Annotated in this window: 24 protein-coding genes; 10 read left to right on the plus strand and 14 right to left on the minus strand. The window is 58.5% G+C overall.

Going from position 1 to position 24,176, the window contains the following annotated elements; translation table 11 throughout:
• Positions 1 to 9: 9 nt before the first annotated feature.
• The 4 genes from mmsB to ACP15L_RS00205 all read right to left on the minus strand — a co-directional run bounded on the left by mmsB (position 10) and on the right by ACP15L_RS00205 (position 4,298).
• Positions 10 to 882 (minus strand): 3-hydroxyisobutyrate dehydrogenase, encoded by an 873-nt coding sequence (gene mmsB / locus ACP15L_RS00190; RefSeq protein ID WP_425082704.1) that lies wholly within the window; start codon positions 880 to 882, stop codon positions 10 to 12.
• Between the two features lie 3 nt (positions 883 to 885).
• The gene (locus ACP15L_RS00195) at positions 886 to 1,926 is read right to left on the minus strand and encodes an enoyl-CoA hydratase/isomerase family protein (RefSeq protein WP_425082705.1); all 1,041 of its coding nucleotides are present in this window, start codon (positions 1,924 to 1,926) and stop codon (positions 886 to 888) included.
• Between the two features lie 7 nt (positions 1,927 to 1,933).
• Positions 1,934 to 3,076, minus strand: a complete 1,143-nt coding sequence (locus ACP15L_RS00200; protein ID WP_425082706.1) for an acyl-CoA dehydrogenase family protein — start codon at positions 3,074 to 3,076, stop codon at positions 1,934 to 1,936.
• 106 nt (positions 3,077 to 3,182) lie between these two features.
• Positions 3,183 to 4,298 (minus strand): carboxylate-amine ligase, encoded by a 1,116-nt coding sequence (locus ACP15L_RS00205; RefSeq protein WP_170675973.1) that lies wholly within the window; start codon positions 4,296 to 4,298, stop codon positions 3,183 to 3,185.
• Between the two features lie 139 nt (positions 4,299 to 4,437).
• Here ACP15L_RS00205 and ACP15L_RS00210 point away from each other — a divergent pair, with 139 nt between their 5' ends.
• Positions 4,438 to 5,289 (plus strand): class I SAM-dependent methyltransferase, encoded by an 852-nt coding sequence (locus tag ACP15L_RS00210; protein WP_425082707.1) that lies wholly within the window; start codon positions 4,438 to 4,440, stop codon positions 5,287 to 5,289.
• A 71-nt stretch (positions 5,290 to 5,360) separates the two neighbouring features.
• On the plus strand, positions 5,361 to 5,837 hold the full coding sequence (locus ACP15L_RS00215; protein ID WP_170373597.1) for a fasciclin domain-containing protein: 477 nt from the start codon (positions 5,361 to 5,363) through the stop codon (positions 5,835 to 5,837).
• 71 nt (positions 5,838 to 5,908) lie between these two features.
• Here the strand turns inward: ACP15L_RS00215 and ACP15L_RS00220 are convergent, their stop codons facing one another.
• Both ACP15L_RS00220 and ACP15L_RS00225 read right to left on the minus strand, forming a co-directional pair.
• Positions 5,909 to 6,493, minus strand: coding sequence for a L,D-transpeptidase (locus tag ACP15L_RS00220; protein WP_170641445.1), 585 nt, complete (start codon positions 6,491 to 6,493; stop codon positions 5,909 to 5,911).
• Between the two features lie 202 nt (positions 6,494 to 6,695).
• On the minus strand, positions 6,696 to 8,195 hold the full coding sequence (locus ACP15L_RS00225) for a CoA-acylating methylmalonate-semialdehyde dehydrogenase (protein WP_170467131.1): 1,500 nt from the start codon (positions 8,193 to 8,195) through the stop codon (positions 6,696 to 6,698).
• A 103-nt stretch (positions 8,196 to 8,298) separates the two neighbouring features.
• On the opposite strand from ACP15L_RS00225, the gene ACP15L_RS00230 reads away from it, so the two are divergent.
• From ACP15L_RS00230 to coaD, 3 genes are all read left to right on the plus strand, one after another.
• Positions 8,299 to 9,201 (plus strand): LysR family transcriptional regulator, encoded by a 903-nt coding sequence (locus ACP15L_RS00230; RefSeq protein ID WP_170373599.1) that lies wholly within the window; start codon positions 8,299 to 8,301, stop codon positions 9,199 to 9,201.
• A gap of 61 nt (positions 9,202 to 9,262) precedes the next feature.
• On the plus strand, positions 9,263 to 9,700 hold the full coding sequence (locus tag ACP15L_RS00235; protein WP_170548990.1) for a CBS domain-containing protein: 438 nt from the start codon (positions 9,263 to 9,265) through the stop codon (positions 9,698 to 9,700).
• Between the two features lie 82 nt (positions 9,701 to 9,782).
• Positions 9,783 to 10,274 (plus strand): pantetheine-phosphate adenylyltransferase, encoded by a 492-nt coding sequence (gene coaD / locus ACP15L_RS00240; protein ID WP_425082708.1) that lies wholly within the window; start codon positions 9,783 to 9,785, stop codon positions 10,272 to 10,274.
• On the opposite strand, the gene gap (ACP15L_RS00245) is transcribed toward coaD, so the two are convergent.
• From gap (ACP15L_RS00245) to gap (ACP15L_RS00255), 3 genes are all read right to left on the minus strand, one after another.
• On the minus strand, positions 10,266 to 11,270 hold the full coding sequence (gene gap, locus ACP15L_RS00245) for a type I glyceraldehyde-3-phosphate dehydrogenase (RefSeq protein WP_425082709.1): 1,005 nt from the start codon (positions 11,268 to 11,270) through the stop codon (positions 10,266 to 10,268). The two genes, coaD and gap (ACP15L_RS00245), sit on opposite strands and share 9 nt — an antisense overlap.
• Before the next feature lie 82 nt (positions 11,271 to 11,352).
• Positions 11,353 to 11,496, minus strand: coding sequence for a hypothetical protein (locus ACP15L_RS00250; RefSeq protein ID WP_425082710.1), 144 nt, complete (start codon positions 11,494 to 11,496; stop codon positions 11,353 to 11,355).
• A gap of 71 nt (positions 11,497 to 11,567) precedes the next feature.
• Positions 11,568 to 12,569, minus strand: coding sequence for a type I glyceraldehyde-3-phosphate dehydrogenase (gap, locus tag ACP15L_RS00255; protein ID WP_425082711.1), 1,002 nt, complete (start codon positions 12,567 to 12,569; stop codon positions 11,568 to 11,570).
• A 181-nt stretch (positions 12,570 to 12,750) separates the two neighbouring features.
• On the opposite strand from gap (ACP15L_RS00255), the gene ACP15L_RS00260 reads away from it, so the two are divergent.
• Positions 12,751 to 13,722: a DUF808 domain-containing protein gene (locus ACP15L_RS00260; RefSeq protein WP_170373605.1), complete on the plus strand. Its 972-nt coding sequence runs from the start codon at positions 12,751 to 12,753 to the stop codon at positions 13,720 to 13,722.
• A 77-nt stretch (positions 13,723 to 13,799) separates the two neighbouring features.
• Complete coding sequence (locus ACP15L_RS00265; protein WP_425082712.1) at positions 13,800 to 14,600, plus strand: acyl-CoA thioesterase; 801 nt, start codon at positions 13,800 to 13,802, stop codon at positions 14,598 to 14,600.
• A gap of 50 nt (positions 14,601 to 14,650) precedes the next feature.
• On the opposite strand, the gene tkt is transcribed toward ACP15L_RS00265, so the two are convergent.
• Positions 14,651 to 16,672 (minus strand): transketolase, encoded by a 2,022-nt coding sequence (gene tkt, locus ACP15L_RS00270; RefSeq protein ID WP_425082713.1) that lies wholly within the window; start codon positions 16,670 to 16,672, stop codon positions 14,651 to 14,653.
• A 236-nt stretch (positions 16,673 to 16,908) separates the two neighbouring features.
• Between tkt and ACP15L_RS00275 the strand changes: the two genes are divergently transcribed.
• From ACP15L_RS00275 to ACP15L_RS00285, 3 genes are read left to right on the plus strand one after another with little or no spacing between them, the layout of a single operon-like run.
• Positions 16,909 to 17,760 carry a hypothetical protein gene (locus ACP15L_RS00275; RefSeq protein ID WP_425082714.1) on the plus strand — a complete coding sequence of 284 codons (852 nt, stop codon included), beginning with the start codon at positions 16,909 to 16,911 and terminating at the stop codon, positions 17,758 to 17,760.
• The gene (locus tag ACP15L_RS00280; RefSeq protein WP_425082715.1) at positions 17,760 to 18,152 is read left to right on the plus strand and encodes a cell division protein ZapA; all 393 of its coding nucleotides are present in this window, start codon (positions 17,760 to 17,762) and stop codon (positions 18,150 to 18,152) included. Before ACP15L_RS00275 ends, ACP15L_RS00280 begins: the two co-directional genes overlap by 1 nt.
• Positions 18,149 to 18,496 carry an MliC family protein gene (locus tag ACP15L_RS00285; RefSeq protein ID WP_425082716.1) on the plus strand — a complete coding sequence of 116 codons (348 nt, stop codon included), beginning with the start codon at positions 18,149 to 18,151 and terminating at the stop codon, positions 18,494 to 18,496. The genes ACP15L_RS00280 and ACP15L_RS00285 overlap by 4 nt, the downstream gene beginning before the upstream one ends.
• A gap of 7 nt (positions 18,497 to 18,503) precedes the next feature.
• On the opposite strand, the gene grxD is transcribed toward ACP15L_RS00285, so the two are convergent.
• The 4 genes from grxD to ACP15L_RS00305 form a co-directional block, all read right to left on the minus strand.
• Positions 18,504 to 18,866 carry a Grx4 family monothiol glutaredoxin gene (gene grxD, locus ACP15L_RS00290; RefSeq protein ID WP_170458109.1) on the minus strand — a complete coding sequence of 121 codons (363 nt, stop codon included), beginning with the start codon at positions 18,864 to 18,866 and terminating at the stop codon, positions 18,504 to 18,506.
• A 249-nt stretch (positions 18,867 to 19,115) separates the two neighbouring features.
• Positions 19,116 to 19,352: a BolA/IbaG family iron-sulfur metabolism protein gene (locus ACP15L_RS00295; RefSeq protein WP_170373612.1), complete on the minus strand. Its 237-nt coding sequence runs from the start codon at positions 19,350 to 19,352 to the stop codon at positions 19,116 to 19,118.
• Positions 19,353 to 19,490: 138 nt separating this feature from the next.
• On the minus strand, positions 19,491 to 21,650 hold the full coding sequence (purL, locus tag ACP15L_RS00300) for a phosphoribosylformylglycinamidine synthase subunit PurL (protein WP_425082717.1): 2,160 nt from the start codon (positions 21,648 to 21,650) through the stop codon (positions 19,491 to 19,493).
• A 188-nt stretch (positions 21,651 to 21,838) separates the two neighbouring features.
• The gene (locus ACP15L_RS00305; protein ID WP_425082718.1) at positions 21,839 to 24,100 is read right to left on the minus strand and encodes a mechanosensitive ion channel family protein; all 2,262 of its coding nucleotides are present in this window, start codon (positions 24,098 to 24,100) and stop codon (positions 21,839 to 21,841) included.
• Between the last annotated feature and the right edge of the window lie 76 nt (positions 24,101 to 24,176).

A 24,176-nucleotide genomic window follows, 5' to 3' on the forward strand; every position in this document is an offset into this window, starting at 1 on the left:
TCGCGTGCCTTATTCTCGGCTACGTTTTTCAAATCTGGGCAGCATGGCTGAGAAATCCTGGCCCAATCCCCCTTCGGACTCGACGAACTGCTGATAGAGCGCAGTTGCGGCTTGGCCCATCGGGGTGTCGGCATCGGCGCTTTCGGCAGCTTGCTGGCTGAGGCGCAGGTCTTTCAGCATCAACTCGGCGGCGAAGCCCGGCTGATAGTCGTTATCCGCAGGGCTGGTGGGGCCGACTCCGGGGGCGGGGCAATAGGCGTTCATGGTCCAGCTATAGCCGGAGGACGTGCTGACCACGTCGAACATCTTTTGCCGGTCCAGACCCAGTTTGTCGGCCAAGGCGAAGGCTTCACAGGTTGCGATCATGGTGACGCCAAGGATCATGTTGTTGCAGATTTTTGCCGCCTGACCGGCACCTGCCTCACCGCAATGCACGGCTTTTTGCCCCATGATGTCAAACAGGGGAGCGGCTTTGGCAAAGGCGTCGGATGATCCGCCAGCCATGAAGGTCAGGGTACCGGCCGAGGCCCCTCCGATTCCGCCGGAGACCGGCGCGTCCACGGACAGTAGCTGAGCCGCGATGGCTTGCTCTGCCACGGCTCGGGCGCTGTCTACATCGACAGTCGAACAGTCTATCAACACCGCGCCCTGTTGCATGGCCGGGATGATCTGGTTGGCGACCGCGCGTAGGATGTCGCCGTTCGGCAGCATTGTGATGACGGCATCAGCGCCCGAGACGGCCTCGGTTGCGGCTTGCGCTTGCGTCACGCCATCAATTCGAACGTCCGCCGTGTCAAAACCTGTCACCTGATGCCCGGCCTTCGCAAGGTTGGTCGCCATCGGCGCGCCCATATTGCCCAAGCCGATAAAACCGATTTGCATCTCTTAATCCTCCTGAAAAGTCAGTGCGTTCGCGCCAAGCGGTTGCAGCATTTTTGACACCGCGACAGCGGGTACTTTCATATCCGGGTACTGCCAGCTTGGGCTACGATCCCTATCTATGATCAGCGCGCGGATACCTTCGATGAGATCTCCGTGTTCCTGTGCGCGATAGGTGAAGCGATACTCCATATCCAATGCACGGTGCATGGTCAGGGACGGGCCGCGCAGGCGGTGGATCATCTCGACCGTGCAGGCCATGGAGAGCGGGGCATGCTGACCCATCATTTCCATGGTTTTCGACGTGAAATCAGTATCCTCGGAGCGAAGGTTGATGAGGACATCCTCAAGTGTCTCGCCGGCAAAATACTGGTCGATCCCGGGCTGCATTTGCTGCAATTTCCCGTCAGGTGCGGGTTGGGCGTGGTCGGTGACCAGTTCGGCATTACCAGACGCCTCAAGCAGTTCGATCAGGTCCGGCCACGTGGTCTGAGGGATAAAGTGATCGGCGAAACCAGCGTAAATGGCATCCGCCGGTCCCATCCGGAAGGCGGTGAGGCCCAGATATTCGCCCAGCCGCCCTGGTGCCAAGGCCAACATCAACGAGCCGCCGACATCCGGAACCAGTCCGATCGCGCATTCCGGCATCGAGATTTTCGACGTCTCTCCGACCACGCGATGGGTTCCGTGGCACCCGACACCGACACCGCCGCCCATGGTGAAACCCTGCAGAAAGCTGATGATCGGTTTGGGGTATGCAAAGATCAGTGCATTCAGGCGATATTCATCGCGCCAGAAGGTTTGCCCGTGTGAGAAATCCCCTGCGAGTCCGGTTTCATAGAGTTTGGCAATGTCGCCGCCTGCGCAAAAGGCTTTGTCGCCCTCGGCGTCGAGGATGATCAGGTCGACCTCGTCGTCTTCGCGCCAGTTGCGCAGGGCGGTGTCGATGGCCATGCACATCTCATAGCTCAGGGCGTTCAATGCCTTTGGGCGGGTCAGGGTGATGCGCCCGGCGCGACCGGTCGTGCGAATGTCGATGTCAGGCATGATCCCCTCAGGTTCCGGCCAGCAGGTGGCGCGCCACGATCACGCGCATGATTTCGTTTGTGCCTTCGAGTATTTGATGCACCCGCAGGTCGCGCACAAGTTTTTCGATGCCATAATCGGCAAGATAGCCATAGCCGCCATGCAGTTGTAGACATTGATCCACAACATTTGAGCCGGTCTCGGTCACGAATTTCTTGGCCATAGCGCAGAATTTCGACGCATCCGGCGCGCCTTGATCCAGTTTCCAGGCGGCCTGTCGCAGGAAGGTGCGCGCGGCCTGTAGTTCGATCTCCATATCGGCCAGGCGGAATTGCAGAGCCTGGAACTGGTCGATGGATTGGCCGAATGCCTTCCGTTCAGACATATATTGCAGGGTCATGTTCAATCCAGCCTGCGCAGCCCCAAGCGAGCAGGAGGCGATGTTCAGACGTCCTCCATCAAGGCCCATCATGGCGTATTTGAAACCGTCCCCTTCAGTGCCGACCAGATTGCCTGCAGGAATGTTGCAATCGTCGAACTGGACCTGCGCGGTGGGTTGGCTTTTCCAGCCCATCTTCTGTTCCAGCGCTCCAAAGCTCAGACCCGGCGTGCCGTCTTCGACATAGACGGTCGAGATTCCTTTTGGACCTTCCGTGCCCGTGCGGACCATGCAGACATATGCATCCGAATACCCACCACCTGAGATAAAGGCCTTGGTGCCGTTCAGCGTGTAGCCCTCGTTCGTGCGCTCAGCCCGCGTCTTCAGTGCGGCGGCGTCCGAGCCGGAGCCGGGTTCGGTCAGGCAGTAACTCAGAACTGTGTTCAGGCTTAGCACATCTGGCATGACTCGCGATTTCAGCTCATCACCGGCGAAACTGTCCAGCATCTTGGCGCACATATTGTGGATCGACAGGAACGCCGCGACCGAGGGGCAAGCCATGGACAGCGCCTCGAACACGAGGGTTGCGTCGAGACGGCTGAGGTCTGCGCCGCCGCTGTCTTCCGAGACGTAGAGCGCGCCAAAGCCAAGCTCTCCGATACGGGGCCAAAGCTCTTTGGGGATTGTGCCTTCTGCCTCCCACTGGCGGGCGAATGGGGCGATGTTGTCCTGCCCAAATCCATAGGCCATATCGAAAATGGCCGTTTGTTCCTCGGTCAGCCCGAAATCCATTGCGCACCCTCCCACAGGCAAAGAATTGAACGATTGTTTATTTCGCAATCGTTACAGAACTATTTCAGGATGAGCAATCCTGAGAGCTGTTTAAGTGTAGAGTTCGCTAGAGGTCCGCGTGAAACTCTTCGATCAGATGGCGGACAACGGCTTGGCCGGGGTCTTCACCCTTCGCGACGGCTTCGGCATGGACGCGACGTTGGCGAGTGGCGGAGGTGCCTGTCTCGGCGATCTGACGCAGGCGGGCGAGTTCGGTCATGGTCCCCAACGCCTCAGCATCTTCAGCCAACATTCCCATGAGTTCGCCGATCAGCTCGGCCATGGGTTTGATCGACCGATCCCCAAAATCAATCAGCCCTTCGCCGACCCCATAGCGTTGCGCGCGCCAGCGGTTCTCACCGATCAGGAACCGGTCATATTGCCGCCAGCGCAGATTGCGGGCCTTGAGGCGACACAGCATACGGGTCAGCGCCTGCACGAGGGCGGCCAGCGATAAGGTGTGCTCAAGCCGCGGCTGGACGTCCATAATCCGGGTTTCCAGCGTCGGGAACCGATGTGAGGGGCGCAGATCCCACCATATTTTCGAGGTGTCTTCGATCACGCCAAGCTCGACCAGGACGCCGGTTGTGCGTTCGTATTCGCTCCAACTGTTGTAGACCGGCGGCAATCCCGTACGCGGTAGATTGTCGAACACTGTCAGGCGATAGGAGGAAAGCCCCGTATCCTCGCCATTCCAGAACGGGGAGGACGCCGAAAGCGCCAGCAGATGGGGTAGGAAGTAACTGAGTTGCGGCATCAGGTCTGCGCGTAGGGCCGGGTCCTCGACCCCCACATGCACATGCATCCCGCAAATCAGCATCCGCCGTGCAACGCCGCCCAAAGCGTGTTGCAGCGCGTCGTAACGCTCTTTCCGTGTGTGGTGCTGTTTTTTCCAATCGGCAAACGGATGGCAGGACACGGCGATCGGGCTGAGGTTATACTCGGCGGCCCGCTTTGAAACACAAGAGCGCAGACGCCTGAGATCTTCGCGCGCGCTTTTGACGGTCGTGTGTGGACGGGTACCAACTTCGATCTGACACTGCAGGAATTCAGGGCTGACCTGCCCTTCGAAATCGGCCTGGCAGGCCTCCATCAATGCGGCGGGAGCTTCGGCCAGATGCAGGCTGTCGCGGTCGACCAGCAGATATTCTTCTTCAATGCCGATCGTGAAATCTTGTTGCATGGGCCTACCTGCCGTTTTCCAATGCAATCAGTGAATACGTAAATCAACGTTTTGCCAAGGGTTTGCCGCTGCGCCGCTTGCGGAGCGACCTCAAGCAGCGCTAAGGAACGGGCAGCAATGCGATAACGGAGCCGGCCTCGTGAAACCCAGAAAATTCCCGCAGATCAACGCAGCCCTTGATGAGCTGGGGGTGAAGCTGGTCGACAAGGTGACCGAACAGGACGAACGCGCCCGGTTGGAGGCGTTCGAGCGGGCAGGCGGGCTGGAGCGCCCGGCTTACGCGCTGTCACCGGGGATGGAAAATTTCGACATCGCCGAATTGGTCGCCGAATACGGCCAACATAAGGAGGCGCTGGAGGCCCTTAAGGACCCGGCCCGGAACCAGACGGGATACCGGCTGGGCAACGGCTATTACGATAGCCCCGATGCTGACGCTCTGTATCTGATGATCCGCAGGTTCAAACCGAAACGTGTGATCGAGGTCGGCTGCGGAAACTCAACCCGCGTGACGCGGCAAGCCATCCTTGACGGAGGGTTGGACACGCAAATCACAGCCATCGACCCGTACCCGCGGGCGGATATCGCTCATGTGGTCGATGCGTTCGAACAAAAACGGCTGGAGGAGGTAGATCCGGCTCTGTTCGAACAGCTTGAGGCCGGTGACGTTCTGTTCATCGATTCCAGCCATGTTGTCAGGATGAGCAATGACGTCGCGCATCTGTTCTGCCGCATCATCCCGACGCTGAAACCGGGCGTTGTCATTCACGTGCATGATGTTTTTTTACCTTACGAATATCCCAAGCGTTTTTTCTACGACTGTCCAGGTTGGGGTGAGCAGTACATGTTGCACGCCCTTCTGCAATCTGGAGCGTTTTCAATGCTTTGGCCGGGATATTATCTGCAACAGGACCGCCCCGATGCGTGTGAGGCGCTGCCGTTTCTGAACGATGGTCGGGCCCAAAGTATCTGGGTTCAGATCAAAGAACAGTGATCCTAAAGTGATCCGGTGCGAAGCATGCGCCGTAACCCTTTCCATAACAAGCTGGAGAGGAGAAGACAGCCATGTTTCGTCGCACATTGATGGGCGCTGCCGCCGCCGTTGCACTTGCCATGCCGATCAAGGCTCAGGCAGCTGACATCGTTGACACCGCCGTATCTGCGGGATCGTTCACCACACTGGTCGCAGCCGTTCAGGCCGCCGGTCTGGTCGACACGCTGAAGGGCAACGGTCCGTTCACCGTTTTCGCACCGACGGATGAGGCGTTTGCTGCTCTGCCCGAAGGCACGGTGGAAAGCCTGCTGCTGCCGGAAAACAAGGACAAACTGGTTGAGATTCTGACCTACCACGTCGTACCTGCCAAAGTGATGTCGGGCGATATCGCTGGCAAGCGCGCGAAGGTTCTGACCGTTCAGGGCGATCGCCTGAGCGTCAACGCTAAAAATGGAGTCCGCGTGAATGGCGCTGATGTGGTGCAGGCCGACATCGAAGCCAGCAATGGCGTTATCCATGTGGTCGATGAGGTTATTCTGCCCGAATAACTTTGGCGCCCCGCTAAACAAAAAGCCCCGGACCTGATGGCCGGGGCTTTGCTGTTCCTGGGTTTTGAACCTCAGACCAAACGTACCTGCGTACCGATTTGGACCAGCGGGTACAGCTCTTCCACATGTTGGTTGTAAAGGCCTATACAGCCGGAGGAACTCTGCCGTCCGATCTTGCGGGTGTCGTGGGTTCCATGGACCAGATAAGCTGGCCAGCCCAGATACATCGCGCGCGTTCCCAGCGGGTTGCCGGGGTCACCACCCTCCATCCGAACGGGCAGAGACGGATCACGTTCCCGCATCGAGGCGGTTGGCGTCCATGTCGGGTATTCGGCCTTGCGGACAACCTTTGTGTAGCCGCGCCTCGTCAGCTCTTCACTCATCGGAACCGAACTGGGATACAGTTTATAAGTCCCGTCCGGTCCCCAATAGTGAACCGCGCGGCTAGTGATGTCGGCCAACAGGCAGCCCGCACCCAACTGATCAAAATGGTCTTGCCAGTTCTGCTGCGAGAAGGACGAGACGTTTCGGCGTACCGGCAGTTGCGTGCTGATCGCGTCTTCGCTTTGCGGGAACGCATCGGAACTTTGCGCACGGACGAGGGCCGGAGTGGCCAGAACGGATGCAGCCCCCAAAAGGGCCGAACGGCGAGTCATGTTGGATTTGGACAAGGCGACCTCCGGAGATTCAATCTGCTCGAAAATATAGTTGCGCCGAAAATATTTGCCAGGCTCGCAAATTGCCAGCCTCTACAGTTTGAATTTATCGTGAGAATCCGGGTTTTGGAGGGTTCTGGCGGAACCCTGCCAATGAAAAACCCGGCCAGAGCGGCCGGGTTTGAGCAGATTTGGCTTTGGATCAGTCCATCGCTTTGAAGTTGAACTCGCCACCTTCCTTGATGCCCGACGGCCAGCGGGCCGTGACAGTCTTGGTGCGAGTGTAGAATTTGAAGCTGTCCGGGCCGTGCTGGTTTAGGTCACCGAACATGGATTTCTTCCAGCCGCCAAAGGTGTGGTAGGCCAGCGGAACCGGGATCGGGACATTGATGCCAACCATGCCAATGTTGATCCGGCTCGCGAAGTCACGTGCAGTGTCACCATCGCGCGTGAAGATCGCGGTGCCGTTGCCGTATTCGTGGTCCATTGCCAAGCCAATCGCCTCTTCGTAGGAGCCTGCGCGAACGGTCGACAGGACCGGGCCGAAGATTTCCTGCTTGTAGATATCCATGTCTGGCGTCACGTGGTCGAACAGGTGCGGGCCGACAAAGAAACCGTCCTCATAGCCCTGCAAGCTGAAATCGCGGTTGTCGACGACCAGCTTCGCGCCTTGCTCAACGCCCGAGTTGATCAGGCCGAGGATGCGCTCTTTTGCAGCTCCGGTCACAACGGGGCCCATGTCCACGTCGTCTCCGGCTGTGTAGGGGCCGACTTTCAGCTTTTCGACGCGCGGGATCAGTTTTTCGATCAGACGGTCCGCTGTTTCTTCGCCCACAGGAACGGCAACCGAGATCGCCATGCAGCGTTCGCCCGCCGCACCGAAGCCCGCACCGACCAGCGCGTCTGCGGCTTGGTCCAGATCCGCGTCGGGCATGACGATCATGTGGTTCTTGGCGCCGCCGAAACACTGCGCGCGTTTGCCATTGGCCGTCGCGCGGCTGTAGATGTATTGCGCGATCGGGGTCGAGCCGACAAAGCTGACGCCCTGAATGATTTCGCTGTCGAGGATAGTGTCCACGGCCTCTTTGTCGCCATTGACGACCTGAAAGACACCCTTGGGCAGACCGGCCTCAATGAACAACTCGGCCAGCATCAGCGGAACTGAGGGGTCACGCTCGGACGGCTTCAGAACCACGGCGTTGCCGCAGGCCAGCGCCGGACCAACGTGCCACAGAGGCATCATCGCCGGGAAGTTGAACGGCATGATCGAACCGACAACACCCAAAGGCTGGCGCATCGAGTACATGTCGATACCCGGACCTGCGCTGTCGGTGAACTCACCTTTCAGCATTTGCGGTGCGCCGATGCAGTATTCGATCACCTCCAGACCACGCTGCAGGTCGCCCTTGGCGTCGGGGATGGTCTTGCCATGCTCACGGCTCAGCGCTTCGGCCAGCTTGTCCATGTCGCGGTTCATCAGGCCGACCATGGCCATCATGACGCGCGCGCGCTTCTGCGGGTTGGTCGCGCCCCATGCGGGTTGTGCGGCTGCGGCGGCCTCGATCGCGGCGGTGGTTTCGGCCGCACTTGCCATTGGGCATTTGTACTGAACTTCACCCGTTGCCGGATTGAAAACGTCATCAAAACGGCCCGAGGTTCCGGCCACGTTCTCGCCATTGATGAAATGAGTCAGATCTTGCATTGCAAACTCCTCCGATATGTTTGCGCGCAGAATAGGCTTGCAGAAATAACCTGAACAGAGGCAATGTCTCAAAAGAGCTTTGCAAAAATGCAAGGGGGGCGGGATGACGCCAAATTGGGATGATATGCGCGTTTTTCTTGCCGTCGCGCGTGAGGAAAGCCTGTCGTCAGCGGGGCGGATTCTCAAGATTGACCCCGCTACCGTTGGCCGGAGGATCGCCCGGTTAGAAGGCAGTCTGGACGCGCAGCTGTTCACTAAGTCGCAACAAGGCTACATTTTAACAACAGCCGGAGAACGCCTGCTGGATCACGGTCTGCAAGCCGAGGAGGCGATGCGCGCTGCCGCTGGCGCAGTGGTTGGGTCGACCGAGTCGCTGAGTGGTCAGATTCGAATTGGTGCTCCGGATGGTTCGGCGAACTACCTGTTGCCTCAGGTCTGTGCAAAGATCAGCGACGCGAATCCGGATTTGGATATTCAAATCCTAGCGCTGCCGAGGATCATCAACTTGTCGCGGCGTGAGGCGGATATGGCTGTTACGGTCAGCTCTCCGACCGCAGGCAAGCTGCTGGTGCAAAAAGTCAGCGACTACAAACTGCATCTGGTTGCGGCGCAGGACTATCTGGACCGACACGCCCCGATCCAGACGGTCGAGGACCTGAAAGCCCACCGTTTGATTGGCTATATCCCTGATATGATATTTGATCGCGAGCTGGACTACCTCAACGATCTGGGGATTGACCGGGTAGCGCTTGCGTCGAATTCGGTACCGGTTCAGTTGCGTCAGGCGGCGCTTGGGGCGGGGATCTGCGTTGCGCATGACTTCACGCTTCCGTTTCATCCGAACCTGCGCAGGTTGTTGACCGATCAAGTCAGTCTGACCCGCAGCTTTCATCTGGTTCGACATCAGGGCGATCAGCGAAACGAACGCCTCAACCGCTTTGCGCAGGCATTGACCCGTGGGATTCGCGACGAAGTTGCACGGCTTGAGGCGGAAGCCGGAACTTGACACACATGACCATTCCGGCAACGCTTTGGAAAACAGTACGTTATTGCCGGAGGTTTTTTTTATGCTCGTTCAAGCCATTCTGACATCCAAAGCCACCGATGAGGTGGTGACCGTCGCTCCATCCGCGACTGTGTCCGAGGCGGCGAAGATACTGGCGGAAAGACGCATCGGTACAGTTGTTGTCTCAGAGGACGGAGGCAGCACGGCCATCGGTATCCTGTCCGAACGCGACATCGTCCGAGAACTGGCGGCCAGCGGCAGCGGGTGCCTGAACCAATCGGTCGATAGCTATATGACCAAAGACCTGATCACTGCGACACGACAGGAATCGGTCGAAGATATTCTGGCACGCATGACCGAAGGCCGGTTCCGCCACATGCCGATTGTCGAGGATGGCAGGCTTGTCGGCATCGTCACCCTCGGGGACGTGGTCAAGGCGCAACTGACCGAGCTTGCAATGGAAAAAGACGCCCTGCAAGGCATGATCATGGGGCATTGAGGGGGGCAGGGCATAACGCCCTCTTGCACCTGCAGCATGATTGTGTTTGCTATCGTTCAGTTTTTGAACGCAGGAGAGCGTGATGCGGGTTGGCCTTTATCCCGGAACTTTTGATCCGATCACCTTGGGGCATATCGACATCATCCGTCGGGCCTCGGCGCTGGTAGACAAACTGGTGATCGGCGTGGCCATCAACCGTGACAAGGGGCCTTTGTTCTCGCTGGAAGAACGCGTTGCCATGATTGAGGCGGAATGCGCGCATCTGTCGGAACAGACCGGAACCCAGATCGTGGCACATCCGTTCGAGAACTTGCTGATCGACTGCGCGCGGGATGTGGGCGCGCAGGTCATCGTGCGCGGGCTGCGGGCCGTTGCTGATTTTGAGTATGAATTCCAGATGGTTGGCATGAACCGGGCTCTAGACGATTCCATCGAGACCGTGTTCCTGATGGCCGAAGCGCGGCATCAGGCCATTGCTTCGAAACTGGTGAAAGAAATCGCGCGTTTAGGCGGGGACGTGTCGAAATTCGTCACGCCCAGCGTGAATGTGGCCCTTAAAGAGCGGTTAGGATAACGCGCCCATCGCGGCGGCTGTGTCCAGCATCCGGTTCGAGAAACCCCATTCGTTGTCATACCATGCCAGCACGCGCACCAGCGTGCCATCTGTGACCTTGGTCTCCGCCAGCGACACGGTCGAGCTATGGGCATCGTGGTTGAAATCGATCGAAATCAGCGGTCGATTTTCTGCGGCCAGCACGCCAGGGATTTTGGCAGCGGCCTCAACAAACAGGGCGTTGACCTCGTCCTCGGTCGTTGGGCGAGAGACTTCGGCCACCAGATCAACCACCGAGACATTCGGGGTCGGCACGCGGATCGCCTGACCGGTCAGCTTGCCCGCCAGCTGAGGTAGAACCAGACCAACAGCTGCGGCAGCACCGGTGGTTGTCGGGATCATCGACAGAGCCGCCGCGCGTGACAGGTAAGGGTCTTTGCCTGCGGTATCATGTACCGGCTGGCTTGCGGTATAGGCGTGAACGGTGGTCATGTTACCATGCACGATCCCCAACCCGGCATCCAGCGCCGCAGCAACAGGCGACAGGCAGTTGGTTGTGCATGAGGCATTCGAAACGATCGTGTCCTCAGCGGTCAGTTCGGAGTCGTTCACCCCAAATACGATCGTCTTGACGCCGCCGTCTCCACGGGCCGGGGCGGAGATCAGGACTTTCTTGGAGCCGTTCTTCAGGTGACGCTCAGCCGCTTCCCGGGTCCGGAATACGCCGGTGCATTCCAGCACGACATCGACATCCGACCAGTCCAACGCTTCGGGATCGCGTTCGCTGGTCAGTCGGATCGGACCCGCGCCAACGTCGAGACCGGCCTCGGACAGGGTGACGGGCTTGGAGTAGCGGCCATGAACGCTGTCAAATTCGAACAGATGGGCGTTCATTTCCGGCTTGGCCAGATCGTTGATCGCAACGATTTCTACGTCGGTCCGTCCCGACTCCATAACCGCGCGCAAAACTCCGCGCCCGATACGTCCAAATCCGTTAATGGCCAGTTTAAGTGTCATGTCCTGCTCCGTCAGAGTCTCTGCTCGAAATGAGTTAGCGCTAACAAAGCGAGATCGGCGAGAAAGTCAAGTAAAACCTTGCTCAGCGCCAGAAGGCGAGCCAGTCGAGAAAGTCGTAAAGTTTCTTGCCGAGGAACAGAAAATGCTCGGTCCCGAACAGGGCATAGTCAAGCATGATTGCGCCAAAGATCAGCAGCGCCAGCCAGATGGCGATTTGATTTGTCATGAGGGCCCCGAACAAAAACGCCCGCTCAGATAACCTGAGCGGGCGAAGCTGTTCAAGCGATCATGGGGTAATCAGTTAAGGCGCCCCATGGCGACGGCAACATCGGCCATACGAACCGAGAAGCCCCATTCATTGTCATACCACGCCAACACGCGGACCATGCGGTTATCCACCACGCGGGTCTGGTCAGGAGCAAAGATCGAGCTTTCCTCGGTATGGTTGAAATCGGTCGAGACCAGAGGCGCGGGCTCATAGCCCAGGACGCGCTGCATCGGGCCTTTGGCGGCCTCTTCAACGATTGCGTTGATCTCTTCGACGGTCACGTCGCGCGAGGCGCGGAAGCTCAGGTCTACGGCCGAAACATTTGGAGTAGGGACGCGGATTGCCGAGCCGTCCAGACGACCTTTCAGATTTGGCAGAACCTCGCCCAAGGCTGCCGCTGCACCGGTCGAGGTCGGGATCATCGACATCGCCGCCGCGCGAGCGCGGTACAGGTCGCTGTGGCGACGATCCAGTGTCGGCTGGTCGCCGGTATAGGCGTGAATGGTGGTCATGATACCGTGTTCGATGCCGACACCTTCGTCCAGAACCTTGGCAAGCGGAGCAAGGCAGTTCGTGGTGCAGGAGCCGTTCGAGACCATGTTGTCATTTGCGGTCAGCGTGTTGTGGTTCACGCCAAACACGATGGTCTTGTCGACATTTTTGCCGGGGGCCGACAGCAGAACCTTCTGCGTGCCGCGATCCAGGTGGGTTTTTGCCTTGGTGCCGTCGTTGAACTTGCCGGTGCATTCCAGAACGACGTCGCAGCCTTCCCAATCCAATTCGTTCATGTCGTAGGTCGAGAACATCTGCATCGGGCCTCGGCCCAGATCCATGGTGTCGCCTTCAATCGATACTTCGCGCGGGAAACGGCCGTGAATGCTGTCATACTTCAGCAGATGCGCCGATGTTTCGAGCGGGCCGGTGGCGTTGACTTTGATCACTTCGATGTCGTTGCGGCCCGAGGCGGCAATGTGCGACAGGGTACAGCGGCCAATGCGGCCAAAACCATTGATACCGACCTTGATGGTCATGTGACGTCTCCAAATGCGCTTGCGTTTGAGGCCATATAGCCTTGAAACCGGAATCTCAAAAGGGCAAAAGCGGCATATTTTTAAGGTGTTAGCGCAAACCTGGGCAGATTGCGCTAACGCTTGCGCTAGCTGTTGGATCGGGTAGGGTCCGTTTGCGGCAGGTGACAGGAAAGGACACGCGATGAGCGGACTGTTGGCCCTTTTGGATGATGTGGCGGGGATCGCCAAGGTGGCTGCGGCCTCGGTGGATGATGTCGTGGCGGCTGCTGGTAAGGCTGGAGCCAAAACGGCCGGAGTGATTATCGATGACGCAGCGGTTACGCCAAAATATGTCCAAGGCTTCGCGCCCGCGCGCGAGTTGCCGATCATCTGGCGCATTGCCCGTGGGTCGGTTTTCAACAAACTCATTCTGCTGCTGCCGGTCGCACTGTTGCTTGCGAATTTCGCGCCGTGGCTGATCACGCCTTTACTGATGTTGGGCGGGTCATACCTGTGTTTTGAAGGGGCTGAGAAGATATTCCACGTTCTGTTCCCACATGGCAGCCACGCCATTGAAAAGGACATGGATGTACGCGATCCGGGCCACCTTGAAGAACAGAAGGTCAAAGGTGCGATCAAGACGGATTTCATCCTGTCGGCTGAGATCATGACCATTGCGCTGGCCGCGATTGAGGCTCCGAATGTGTGGATGCAGGCGGCGACTTTGGCTGTTGTCGGGCTTGGGGTGACGGTGGCCGTTTATGGCTCAGTCGCCTTGATCGTGAAGATGGACGATGTCGGGCTGTATCTGGCCGGAAACGCTCCGACGCCGGTGGGCCGAGGTCTGGGGCGCGGATTGGTCAAGGCCATGCCCACAGTGATGAAAACCCTGTCGATCGTCGGAACGGCGGCCATGCTGTGGGTGGGCGGGTCCATCGTCATCCACGGGATGGAGGTTCTGGGCTTTGGCTGGCTGGGGCATCATATCCATGACTGGGCTTATGCGGTTGGTCATTCGGTCTCCGCGCAGTGGGAGGCCGCGGCGGAGTGGATCGCCAAGGCGACCATGGACGGCATCTTTGGTCTGGCCTGGGGGATGGTCTTGATCCCCCTGGCAACCAAAGTCATCGGGCCCGTGATGGGGGCGTTTTCAGGTTCATCCAAAGAACACTAGGCGATGACGTAAGGTCCATCTGGCCTCCGTCTTCAGCCGTATTATCCTCGCCGCACCAATTACTAGGTGAAGTTCTCATGTCCGAGCCATCCCTGTTCGATGTCCTCAGCGCCGCTGAGGCGCAAGACGATTGCCTCAGCTACCCAATACCGAAGAACTGGAAGCAAGGCCGCACAACATTCGGTGGGTTTTCGTCAGCCTTAATGTTGTCAACGGTTTACAATCGGCACGCCGATCTACCGCCCCTCAGATCGGCGTTGGTCAATTTCACGGCGCCGATCATTGATGCGCCGCAAGTCAGAACGGAAATCTTGCGCGAGGGGCGCAATGTGACGACCATCAACGCTCTTGCCGAAATCGGTGGCAGTGTTGCGGCGCAAGCGACATTTTCCTTTGGCCGCGCGCAAGACAGCCATGTCGCGTTCGACTGCCCGGCCAAGCCCGCAGATTCGCCCGAGATGACGGAGTATTATTTCTCTCCAGATTTGCCACGACCGCCGATACCTTTCCTTACAAACTTTGACGTCAGAAAGGTCGAGGGTGAATTGCCTTTCATGGGGGCAGATCGCGGGTATCTGCGCCTTTGGGCCCGACACAACGATCCTCGGATGTGGAATAGGACGGAGGGGTTGATTTCAATCGCTGACCTGCCACCGCCAGCTATCTACCCCACGCTAAAGAAACCCGGGCCAAATTCGTCAATGAACTGGATTTTCAACGTGTTGTCCGAGGATTTTCAAACACGCGACGGTTGGTTTTTACTGGAGCATCAACTGACTGCAGGCCGCGATGGCTATAGTTCGCAGGTCATGCGCGTTTGGAACACAGAAGGCGATTTGATCGTGGATGGAATGCAGTCTGTGATCATCTTTGTCTAAGAAAAAAGCCCCGGTGTGGACCGGGGCTTTTCATTTTGTGGCAGGCTGTTTTAGCCCAGCAATTCTTTGACCTTGGCAACGGTGGCCTCGGCGGTGATGCCGAAATGCTTGTACAGCTCGCCAGCCGGGGCAGAGGCACCAAAGCTCGACATGCCGATGAAACCTGCCTTGGCTTCACGACCACGCTCACCCAGCAACCATTGGTCCCAGCCTCCGGCGCGCACGGCCGCTTCGATTCCTATGCGGACAGCACCGGCGGGCAGCACGCGTTTGCGGTAGGCTTCGTCTTGTTCAGCGAAAAGTTCCATACAGGGCATGGAGACAACACGGGTGCCGATGCCTTCGGCTTCAAGCATCGCTTTGGCTTCCATCGCCAGCGAAACCTCAGAGCCTGTGGCGATCAGGATCGCTTGACGCTTGCTCTCGGCTTCGGCCAGAACGTAAGCGCCCTGAGCGGTCAGGTTCTTGGCTTTGTGATCCTTGCGCACGGTCGGCACGCCCTGACGGGTCAGCGACAGGACCGAGGGGCTGTCTTTGAAGGTCAGCGCCAGTTCCCAGGCCTCGGCGGTCTCAACGGTGTCGGCGGGGCGGAACACATAGGTGTTCGGCGTCGCGCGGCTGATTGCCAGATGCTCGACGGGCTGGTGGGTCGGGCCGTCTTCACCCAGACCGATCGAGTCATGGGTCATCACGAAAACCGACGGGATTTTCATCAGCGCGGCCAGACGCATGGACGGGCGGGCATAGTCGGTGAAGGCCATGAAGGTCCCGCCATAGGGGCGGATGCCACCGTGCAGCGCCATACCGTTCATCGCTGCGGCCATGCCGTGCTCACGGATACCGTAGTGGATGTAGCGACCCTTGCGGTTTTCGGGCAGGAACACTCCCATATCAGCCGATTTGGTGTTGTTCGAACCGGTAAGGTCGGCCGAGCCGCCCACGGTCTCGGTCATGATCGGGTTCACAACGTTCAGAACCTTCTCGGACGAGGCGCGGGTGGCCAGCTTGGGCTGGTCTTCCGACATCTGTTTCTTGAACGAACGGATCGCACCGGCCAGCTTCTTTGGCGCTTCAAACGCGTAGGCGCGGTTGAACTCGGCCTGTTTGCGCTCTGAGATTTGCGCAAAACGCTCTTCCCATTCCGCTCGTTCGGCGGCGCCACGGGCACCGATGGCTTCCCAAGCCGATTTCACGTTGGCAGGGATCTCGAATGCGTCATGCGGCCAGCCATAGCCTTCTTTGGCGGCTTTCAGCTGCTCCTGATCTGTCAGCGCGCCGTGACCTTTCGAGGTATCCTGTGCGGCGTGACCCAGAGCGATGTGGCTTTTGCAGGCAATCATCGAAGGCTTTTTCGACTTTTTCGCCTGCGTGATCGCCGCGTCGATGGCTTGCGGATCATGGCCGTCGATCTCGATAACATGCCAGCCCGAGGCGGCAAAACGGCGCACCTGGTCAGTGCGGTCGGCAATGTCCACAGTTCCGTCGATGGTGATGTTGTTATCGTCCCAGAAGACGATCAGCTTGCCCAGCTCATGACGACCGGCCAGAGTGATCGCTTCTTGGCTGACGCCTTCCATCAGGCAGCCGTCGCCTGCGATCACGTAGGTGTAGTGATCAACGATCTTCTTGCCGTAATGCGCGCGCTGGATTTCCTCGGCCATGGCAAAGCCAACGGCGTTCGAGATGCCCTGACCCAGCGGACCAGTGGTGGTTTCAACACCGTTGATCAGAAAGTTTTCCGGATGGCCTGCAGTTTTTGCGCCAAGCTGACGGAAGTTCTTGATCTCTTCCAGTGTCACATCCGCGTGGCCGGTGAGGTACAGCAGCGAATATACCAGCATCGAGCCGTGACCCGCTGACAGGATGAACCGATCACGGTCGGGCCAGCTGGGGTTCGAGGCGTCGAATTTCAGGTGCTTTTCGAACAGCACGGTCGCAACATCGGCCATGCCCATCGGCATGCCGGAATGGCCGGAATTGGCGGCGGCGACGGCGTCCAGGGTCAAGGTGCGGATGGCCGCAGCTTTGTCCCAGTGTTCGGGGTTTGCATTGCGCAGCGCAGTCAGGTCCACGGGCGTTGTTCCTTTGGATTTGAAGCAGATTGCGCGCTCAATAGCATTCAGCCCTCAAAGTGCAAGCAGAACCGGGCGAAACAAGGTCGCACCGCTTGAAGAGAGCTGTCCAAGCCTTTGAAACCAAACAGTGGGTATTTTCCGTCACATTCCGTTAGACTGGTGCCAAGCGGGACCGATTCTTGATTCGGACGGTTCGGCAACAGAATGAACCTTGGTTAAGAGGTGACAGGGGCATGAGCCAGATTGAAGAGTTACAGCAACGCATTCTCGCCGCGATGGAGCGTATTGGCACAGGCGTGACCGCCCTGCATAACGCGCCGGTGGGCGATGCAGATGAAGGGTTGCAAGCGGCGCTGGACGATGAACGCGTTGCCAACGCACAGCTGCAAGAGCGCCTGACCTCGTTGAAGGAACGCCACGAGCAGGAAGTTGACGGTATGCGCGCCGATATGGAGGCGCTGCGTGCTGCGCCAGAGCCTACGGCCGATGTGGACGCTCTGCGGGCTGAGTTGGCCGAAGCCGCAACAAAGCTTTCTGCGGTCGAGGCTGCGCGGGCCGAACTGGCTGAGGCGAAGGCGGCACTGGAAAACACCGAGGAACTGGACGCTCTGAAAGCCGAGAACGCGCAATTGCGGGCTGATCTGGAAGGTCAGGAAGACCCGGCCGCGCTGCGGGCCGAGATTGAAGAGATGAGGGCTGTTATCTTGCGGGCTGGAGACATCGAGGCCGAGAATAGCCGTTTGAGGGCCGAATTGGCCGATAGCGAACGGGTTGCCGAGCTGAACGCGGAGCTGGAGATGTTGAGGGCCGAGCGCGCCAGCCACGGGGCTGCCATGTCACGTCTGGATGACGATCTGCAGAGGATGCGGCAGGCGAATGAGCAGCTCCGCAACTCGGTTGATGCCCTGCGCGCTGCGGCGCAAGAGGGAGTTCAGGACGCGGAGCTGTTGAATAAGGCGACTGTGGCGGAGTTGGAAGCAACGCGCGCGGCGCAAGCGACCGATGCGGCCGAGGCACGGGCTGTTCTGGCTCGCCTTGAGCCTCTGCTATCGCAGGCGAAACTGGCAGAAGGTGAGGTTGAGTAATGCCCGAAGTGACCATTCATATCGGCGGGCGCGGGTTTGACGTGTCTTGTCAGGACGGGGAAGAAAGTTTTCTGCAGGCCGCCGCGAAAATGCTGGATGACGAAGCGCAGGTGCTTTCGGATCAGATTGGGCGTATGCCCGAATCCCGCATGTTGTTGATGGCCGGTCTAATGTTGGCGGATAAAACAGCCGCGACTGATGACAAAGTCAAAGCGCTTGAGGCGAAGCTGGCCGAAACCGAGGCCGAGCTTCAAACGCTACGCAGCGCGCCGGCACCTGAACCCGAACGGATCGAAGTCGCTGTCGTGCCGCCTTCGGTCACGGATACACTGGCCGAACTGGCCGCACGGGCAGAAGCCCTGGCATCAGATATCGAGGACAAAGCAAAATGAAACGAGCATGCGGCTTGATCTGCGGGGCCGTGGCCCTTGTATGTGCATCCAAGGCAATTGCCGAGATCGACATACTGACGGTGACGTTCAACTGCGAGAACGGTATTCCGTTGCCAGTGACCTATTTCAACGCATCGGACGGCTCGGGCGCCGCGGCAACGATGGTCGACAATTCTCTGGTAGCGATGCGTCAGGTCGAGAGCGGCTCGGGCATTCGGTACGAATCGGTGGATACGAACGGAACCTATATCCTGCGGTCAAAAGGGTGGAATGCCACAGTAAGCTTCCTGGCGACAAACGCCGCCAGTGAGCAGGTCATTTTTCAGGATTGTTCCAGCCGTTAAGGCCGGATCAGGCGTTGGCCTCACGGATTTTGTCGGCTGCGTCCTTGTTGTAGCCGACACCATTTTCGTCAAACAACGTGTCCAATTCACCCGACAGGGTCATTTCAGTGATGATATCGCAACCACCGACAAATTCGCCTTTGACATAAAGCTGCGGCACTGTCGGCCAGTCCGAATAGTCCTTGATACCCTGACGGACTGCTTCGTCGGCCAGAACATTCACATCGGCATAGTCCACGCCCATGTAGTTCAGCACACCTGCCACACGGGATGAGAAACCGCACTGAGGCATCTCTTTGGTGCCTTTCATATACAGCACCACGTCATTGGCTTTGACGGTTTCGTCGATCTGGGTCTTCACGTCGGTCATTTCGCGTTTCCTTTGCTCTTCGGCATCATAGCTTTGGCGTAATCTTGCGTTTCCTTGGGGATATGGGTCTCTGCCGAGCTAATTGTAGCGTCATGTGATTGATAGGAGGAATATAGGAGGTGTTATCCCTGTCCGGGCGGCGATCCACGCCTCGTCTTGCGCCCAGTCTTTGATTTGTTCCGCGCCAACAGAGTGATGAGCAGAACAAAGACGGAAACCGCAATTGAGATTACAATCGCATGTTCCATCCTACTCCGGCACTTTGGTGGTCAGCGCCAGCGCGTGCAGGTCACCGTCCGGGCCGTCCATTTTGCCTTTCAGGGCCGCATAAACAGCGCGCTGTTGCTGGACGCGGTTCTTGCCGCGAAAGCTCTCGTCCACGACCATGGCGGACATGTGAACGCCATCGCTGCCGCCAACCTGAATTTCCGCGTTGGGAAAGCTCTCGCGCAGCAGGGTTTCAATCTCGTGGGCGCTCATTGGCATCTAGGCTTACTCCTGAAGGTCTTTCCCAAGATGTAGAGCGATGGGAAGGCGCGTGCAAGATGTGGAAGGTCTTTCAGATATGCAAATCCCGCACCGATCAGGGCGCGGAACTATTCCTTTGCAGAACGAGAAGTGAGATCAGGCGACCGCGGTGGCAAAGCTTTGGCGGAAAACCTCAGTCAATTCGGCCAGAGGGACTTCGGAACTGCCGATCTTTACAGTTTCGCCCGTAAAGCGACCGACTGAGGTCAGGGGAACGCCAGCCTGGCCGGCTGCGATCATCAATGCCTCGGCCTGATCAAAGTTGCAGGCGACCAAATAGCGGGCTTGATCTTCGCCGAACAGTACCTCGGTCGAGGCATCGTCAAGGTGAACGCCAACGCCAGCTGCGTCGGCCAGTTCAAACGCGGCAAGTGCGAGGCCGCCGTCGCTCAGGTCGGTGCAGGCCTTGATCATCTCGCGGTTGGCGCGGATGAAGTCGCCGTTGCGCTTCTCGGCCTCAAGATCCACGTGGGGCGCATCGCCTTCTTCGCGGTTGAACACCTCGGCCAGAAGGGCGGATTGACCCAGATGGCCTTTGGTTTCACCGATCACAAGGGCCACGTGGCCTTCGCGCACCTCGTTTCCGATGATCTCATCAGTGTGGTTGAGCAGGCCAACAGCGCCAATGGTCGGGGTGGGCAGGATCGCCTGACCGTCGGTCTCGTTGTAAAGCGAGACGTTGCCGGACACGATGGGCACATCCAGCGCGCCAACGGCGGCTCCGATGCCTTGGATTGCGCCGACGAACTGGCCCATGATCTCGGGCTTTTCGGGGTTGCCGAAATTCAAGTTGTCGGTTGTGGCCAGCGGCTTGGCCCCGACAGCGGTCAGGTTACGATAAGCCTCGGCCACCGCTTGCTTGCCGCCTTCGATCGGGTTGGCGCGGACATAGCGCGGTGTCACGTCTGAAGTGAAGGCAAGTACCTTATCGGTGCCGTGAACACGCACCATACCGGCACCCAGACCCGGCGTACGGGCGCTGTCAGCCATGACCATGGTATCATACTGCTCATAAACCCACTGCTTGCCCGCATAGTTGGGCGAAGAGAGCAGGGCGCGCAGACCGTCAATCGGGTCGATCTGCGGCACGTCGGCCAATTCCGCAGCCTCGGGCGTCGCAACCCATGGGCGGTCATATTCCGGCGCGGTCGACGAGAGTTTCGACAGGACCAGATCAGCCTTCACCTCACCATTGTGCATAATCAGGAAACGGTCTTCCGCGATGGTTTCGCCGACGATGGCAAAGTCGAGGTCCCACTTTTCGAATACGGCGCGGGCTTCGGCCTCCAGCTCGGGCTTCAGAACCATCAGCATGCGTTCCTGAGACTCGGACAGCATCATCTCATAGGCTGTCATGTTCTCTTCGCGCTGCGGTACGTTTTCGAGGTCCAGACGGACACCCAGACCACCTTTGTCGCCCATCTCAACGGCCGAGCAGGTCAGGCCTGCCGCGCCCATGTCCTGGATCGAAATCACGGCGCCGGTTTTCATCAGCTCCAGCGTCGCCTCCATGAGGCGCTTTTCGGTGAAGGGATCGCCGACCTGAACGGTTGGGCGTTTCTCTTCGATGGTATCGTCGAACTCGGCCGAAGCCATGGTTGCACCGCCCACGCCGTCACGTCCAGTTTTGGCACCGAGGTACACGACGGGCATTCCGACGCCAGAGGCCGCCGAGTAGAAGATTTTGTCACTATCAGCCAAACCTGCTGCAAAGGCGTTCACAAGGCAGTTGCCATTGTAGGCTGGATGGAAACGGACTTCGCCGCCGACGCAGGGTACGCCGAAGCAGTTACCATAGCCGCCGATACCTTCGACCACGCCGTTGACCAGTTGGCGGGTCTTGTGATGGCCCGGTTCGCCGAAGGACAGGGCGTTCATCGAGGCGATCGGGCGCGCGCCCATGGTGAAGACGTCGCGCAGAATGCCGCCAACGCCGGTTGCCGCACCCTGATAGGGTTCGATGTAAGACGGGTGGTTGTGGCTTTCCATTTTGAAGACAACAGCTTGCCCGTCGCCGATATCGACAACACCCGCGTTCTCACCTGGTCCGCAAATAACCTGAGGGCCCGAGGTTGGCAGGGTACGCAGCCATTTCTTGGAGGATTTGTACGAGCAATGCTCGTTCCACATGGCCGAGAAAATGCCAAGCTCGGTGAATGTCGGCTCACGCCCGATGATCTCGAGGATCATGTCGTATTCCTCGGGCTTCAACCCGTGGGCGGCAATCAGATCAGGTGTGATGGCTGGCTCTTGCATCCTGTTTCGGTCCCCGAGATGGCAATGTTTGGCGCCTTTTAGGGGAAGGGACCGCCGGGGGGAAGAGAAAAGGCACTTTCCGCGCGCTGTCCTGTTGCAAACCGGACAAAGGTGCAAATTGTGCGGATCGTACAGAGCCTCAATCGAGGGATCGGCACGCGACAAAAACAGCCGCGCGCCGGGTGAGTTTACTTCTGCTGGTCTTGTTGCTGCGCTTGCTGCGCGACCGCTCCAGCGGCGGCGCCGACCGCTGCTTTCTGGTCTTCACTCAGGTGTTCAGCGTCATCCAGACCGGGGATGGCAACGCGCACTTCGCGACGGGCAAAGTCGATGCCGTTCTCCTTGAAGGCTGCCTTGACGCGGTTGAAGATCTCTTTACGCAGGGTGAACTGCTTGCCGGGTTTTGCCATGAACTTGCCCCGGATGATCATGCCGACATCGTCAAAGTCGAACACACCCTGAGACTTGAAGGGCTGCAGGAAGCCATCCTTGTGGGTCTCGTCCTCCATCATCTCGGCGCCGATCTTCTTAAAGATCTTCTTCACCTTGTTGGGATCGGTGTCGAAAGGCACGGTGAACTTCAGCTTCATGATGACCCAGTCGCGGCTGTAGTTAGTCAGCTTCTGAATCTCACCATAGGGAATGGTGTGCACCGGCCCGCGATGGTGACGCAGCTGCATCGAGCGGATCGAGATCTTCTCGACCGTGCCGGTGGTGCCACCCACATCGACATACTCACCCACGCGGAAGGCATCGTCGATCAGGAAGAAAATGCCGCCAACGATGTCAGACACCAGTTTTTGCGCACCGAAACCGATGGCCAGACCCAGGATACCAGCACCAGCCAGAAGCGGTGTGATGTCGAGCCCAAGGGCGCCTAAGGCCAGCAAAACGAAGATCACGGCAATCGCCACCTGAGCCGTTACCCGCAGCAGCGGCAAAACCGTTGCAAGACGCGAGCCACCAGCACCGCCGCCTTCGCCAGCTTCTTCGTCCGGGCTTTGCGCGGCGGTCATCTCTTTTGCCAGTCGGCGGTTGATCCAGAGCGAGACGACCTCATTCAAGATGTAGCCGACGGCAATGATGATGAAGAACTGCACCAGTTTGCTGCCTGAATCCGCGTCTCCACCAGCGATTTCCTGCAGATCGAGATCCCAGGCATTGGCGATCATCAAGATGACAAGAATGCCCGCCAGAACCCGACCGATACGGATGTAGCTGCGCTTGGTTGACTTATAGGCGCGTTCAGCCACCGAACCTTCGCCCTGCATCGGCGGTTGCAGATGCCGGACAAGCCCTCGGATCAGTGTGTCGAGCGCCGGGGCGATCAACAGCCAGAACATGGTCGTGAAATGCGCGCCCTGAACCAGCAGAGCCAGCGATGCCGGGTTGCGCTGAGCCACCAGGAACTCGACCAGCAGCCATGTCGCAGCCGAGACCGCAATGGCGAAGTACGGGTAATAATGTGCCACTTCCTCGTCGAACTTGGTGTGGTCCGGGTCAGTTCCCAGCATCATCTGCGACAGACCTTCGCGCGCTTTCCACGCGATCAGGCCGATATAAATGTGAATGCCTGCGTTCAGCCAGAAGCCGATACGCGTATCATCACCCGTGATGCCGTTCAGGCTGTTGAAGTGTAGCAGGAACAGGGTGAAACCGATCAGGATCAGCAACCCGATCAGGTTGCGATGAAGGTATTTGGCCCAGTGATCGTCGATATTGACCAGACGGTAATGGGGTTTGTTCGGCGCCAGCACAAAGCGCGAGGCGGCGGCACCCAGCCGTGGCACCCAGATCAGGTAGAACACAAACGGCCCGGCATAGGTGATTTGCTCGGGCGTCAGCAGTCCACGCCCAACCGCGCGGATGACCACGTAAAATACTACAAGCCCTGCGATTTCCCGACAGAAACGACCGAAAAGATACCGGGCAGCGCCCCAGAGATCGCCCTCGGCCTCCGCCTCGGTCTGGACATGCCAGCGGCGGGTCAGAATCTCGAACAGTTTTTCGGCGATGAAGCCCACAACCAGAACACTAGCAATCAGCCCCATCAGAACCAACGCACCGAATGAGGTGAATGTGGTCGCAAAATTCTTGATGGCGGTGGCTTGCGCGCTGAAGATATTGGGGACGGTCGTTATGACATGCGTCCAAGAGGCGACCATTTCGCTCCAGACTTCATTCAACTCGGTAATCGGATCCTCGCGATCCTCTGCAGCGGCTGCGTTTTTCTCGGCCACCGCGTCCAGACGCTCCAACAGGATAGAGCGGACCTGATCATCCGACATCCGTGCAACCAAGTCATCAACCTGCTCGGGCGTCAGGTCTTCGGGAATGCTAACAGGGGCAGGCGCACTGGAGGTCGACGTGCCCGCGACTTGGGCATGCAGGGGTCCAACCAGTAAAAATAGTGAAAAAATCGCCGCCAGAAGGCGGAGGGGGCTTATCATGGTGCTGTCCTCGAACACGAATTTTTAAACGTTTTTTCGGATCATAGGCAGGTGATGGAGATTTTCCCAGAAATTT

This window comes from Ruegeria profundi, from assembly GCF_049800715.1.
GTDB lineage: Bacteria > Pseudomonadota > Alphaproteobacteria > Rhodobacterales > Rhodobacteraceae > Ruegeria > Ruegeria profundi_A.

Coding starts and splice junctions, on each gene's coding strand:
- mmsB (WP_425082704.1), bottom strand. CDS start 882: ATGCAAATCGGTTTTATCGGCTTGGGCAATATGGGCGCGCCGATGGCG.
- ACP15L_RS00195 (WP_425082705.1), bottom strand. CDS start 1,926: ATGCCTGACATCGACATTCGCACGACCGGTCGCGCCGGGCGCATCACC.
- ACP15L_RS00200 (WP_425082706.1), bottom strand. CDS start 3,076: ATGGATTTCGGGCTGACCGAGGAACAAACGGCCATTTTCGATATGGCC.
- ACP15L_RS00205 (WP_170675973.1), bottom strand. CDS start 4,298: ATGCAACAAGATTTCACGATCGGCATTGAAGAAGAATATCTGCTGGTC.
- ACP15L_RS00215 (WP_170373597.1), top strand. CDS start 5,361: ATGTTTCGTCGCACATTGATGGGCGCTGCCGCCGCCGTTGCACTTGCC.
- ACP15L_RS00220 (WP_170641445.1), bottom strand. CDS start 6,493: ATGACTCGCCGTTCGGCCCTTTTGGGGGCTGCATCCGTTCTGGCCACT.
- ACP15L_RS00225 (WP_170467131.1), bottom strand. CDS start 8,195: ATGCAAGATCTGACTCATTTCATCAATGGCGAGAACGTGGCCGGAACC.
- ACP15L_RS00230 (WP_170373599.1), top strand. CDS start 8,299: ATGACGCCAAATTGGGATGATATGCGCGTTTTTCTTGCCGTCGCGCGT.
- ACP15L_RS00235 (WP_170548990.1), top strand. CDS start 9,263: ATGCTCGTTCAAGCCATTCTGACATCCAAAGCCACCGATGAGGTGGTG.
- coaD (WP_425082708.1), top strand. CDS start 9,783: ATGCGGGTTGGCCTTTATCCCGGAACTTTTGATCCGATCACCTTGGGG.
- gap (WP_425082709.1), bottom strand. CDS start 11,270: ATGACACTTAAACTGGCCATTAACGGATTTGGACGTATCGGGCGCGGA.
- ACP15L_RS00250 (WP_425082710.1), bottom strand. CDS start 11,496: ATGACAAATCAAATCGCCATCTGGCTGGCGCTGCTGATCTTTGGCGCA.
- gap (WP_425082711.1), bottom strand. CDS start 12,569: ATGACCATCAAGGTCGGTATCAATGGTTTTGGCCGCATTGGCCGCTGT.
- ACP15L_RS00260 (WP_170373605.1), top strand. CDS start 12,751: ATGAGCGGACTGTTGGCCCTTTTGGATGATGTGGCGGGGATCGCCAAG.
- ACP15L_RS00265 (WP_425082712.1), top strand. CDS start 13,800: ATGTCCGAGCCATCCCTGTTCGATGTCCTCAGCGCCGCTGAGGCGCAA.
- ACP15L_RS00275 (WP_425082714.1), top strand. CDS start 16,909: ATGAGCCAGATTGAAGAGTTACAGCAACGCATTCTCGCCGCGATGGAG.
- ACP15L_RS00280 (WP_425082715.1), top strand. CDS start 17,760: ATGCCCGAAGTGACCATTCATATCGGCGGGCGCGGGTTTGACGTGTCT.
- ACP15L_RS00285 (WP_425082716.1), top strand. CDS start 18,149: ATGAAACGAGCATGCGGCTTGATCTGCGGGGCCGTGGCCCTTGTATGT.
- grxD (WP_170458109.1), bottom strand. CDS start 18,866: ATGACCGACGTGAAGACCCAGATCGACGAAACCGTCAAAGCCAATGAC.
- ACP15L_RS00295 (WP_170373612.1), bottom strand. CDS start 19,352: ATGCCAATGAGCGCCCACGAGATTGAAACCCTGCTGCGCGAGAGCTTT.
- purL (WP_425082717.1), bottom strand. CDS start 21,650: ATGCAAGAGCCAGCCATCACACCTGATCTGATTGCCGCCCACGGGTTG.
- ACP15L_RS00305 (WP_425082718.1), bottom strand. CDS start 24,100: ATGATAAGCCCCCTCCGCCTTCTGGCGGCGATTTTTTCACTATTTTTA.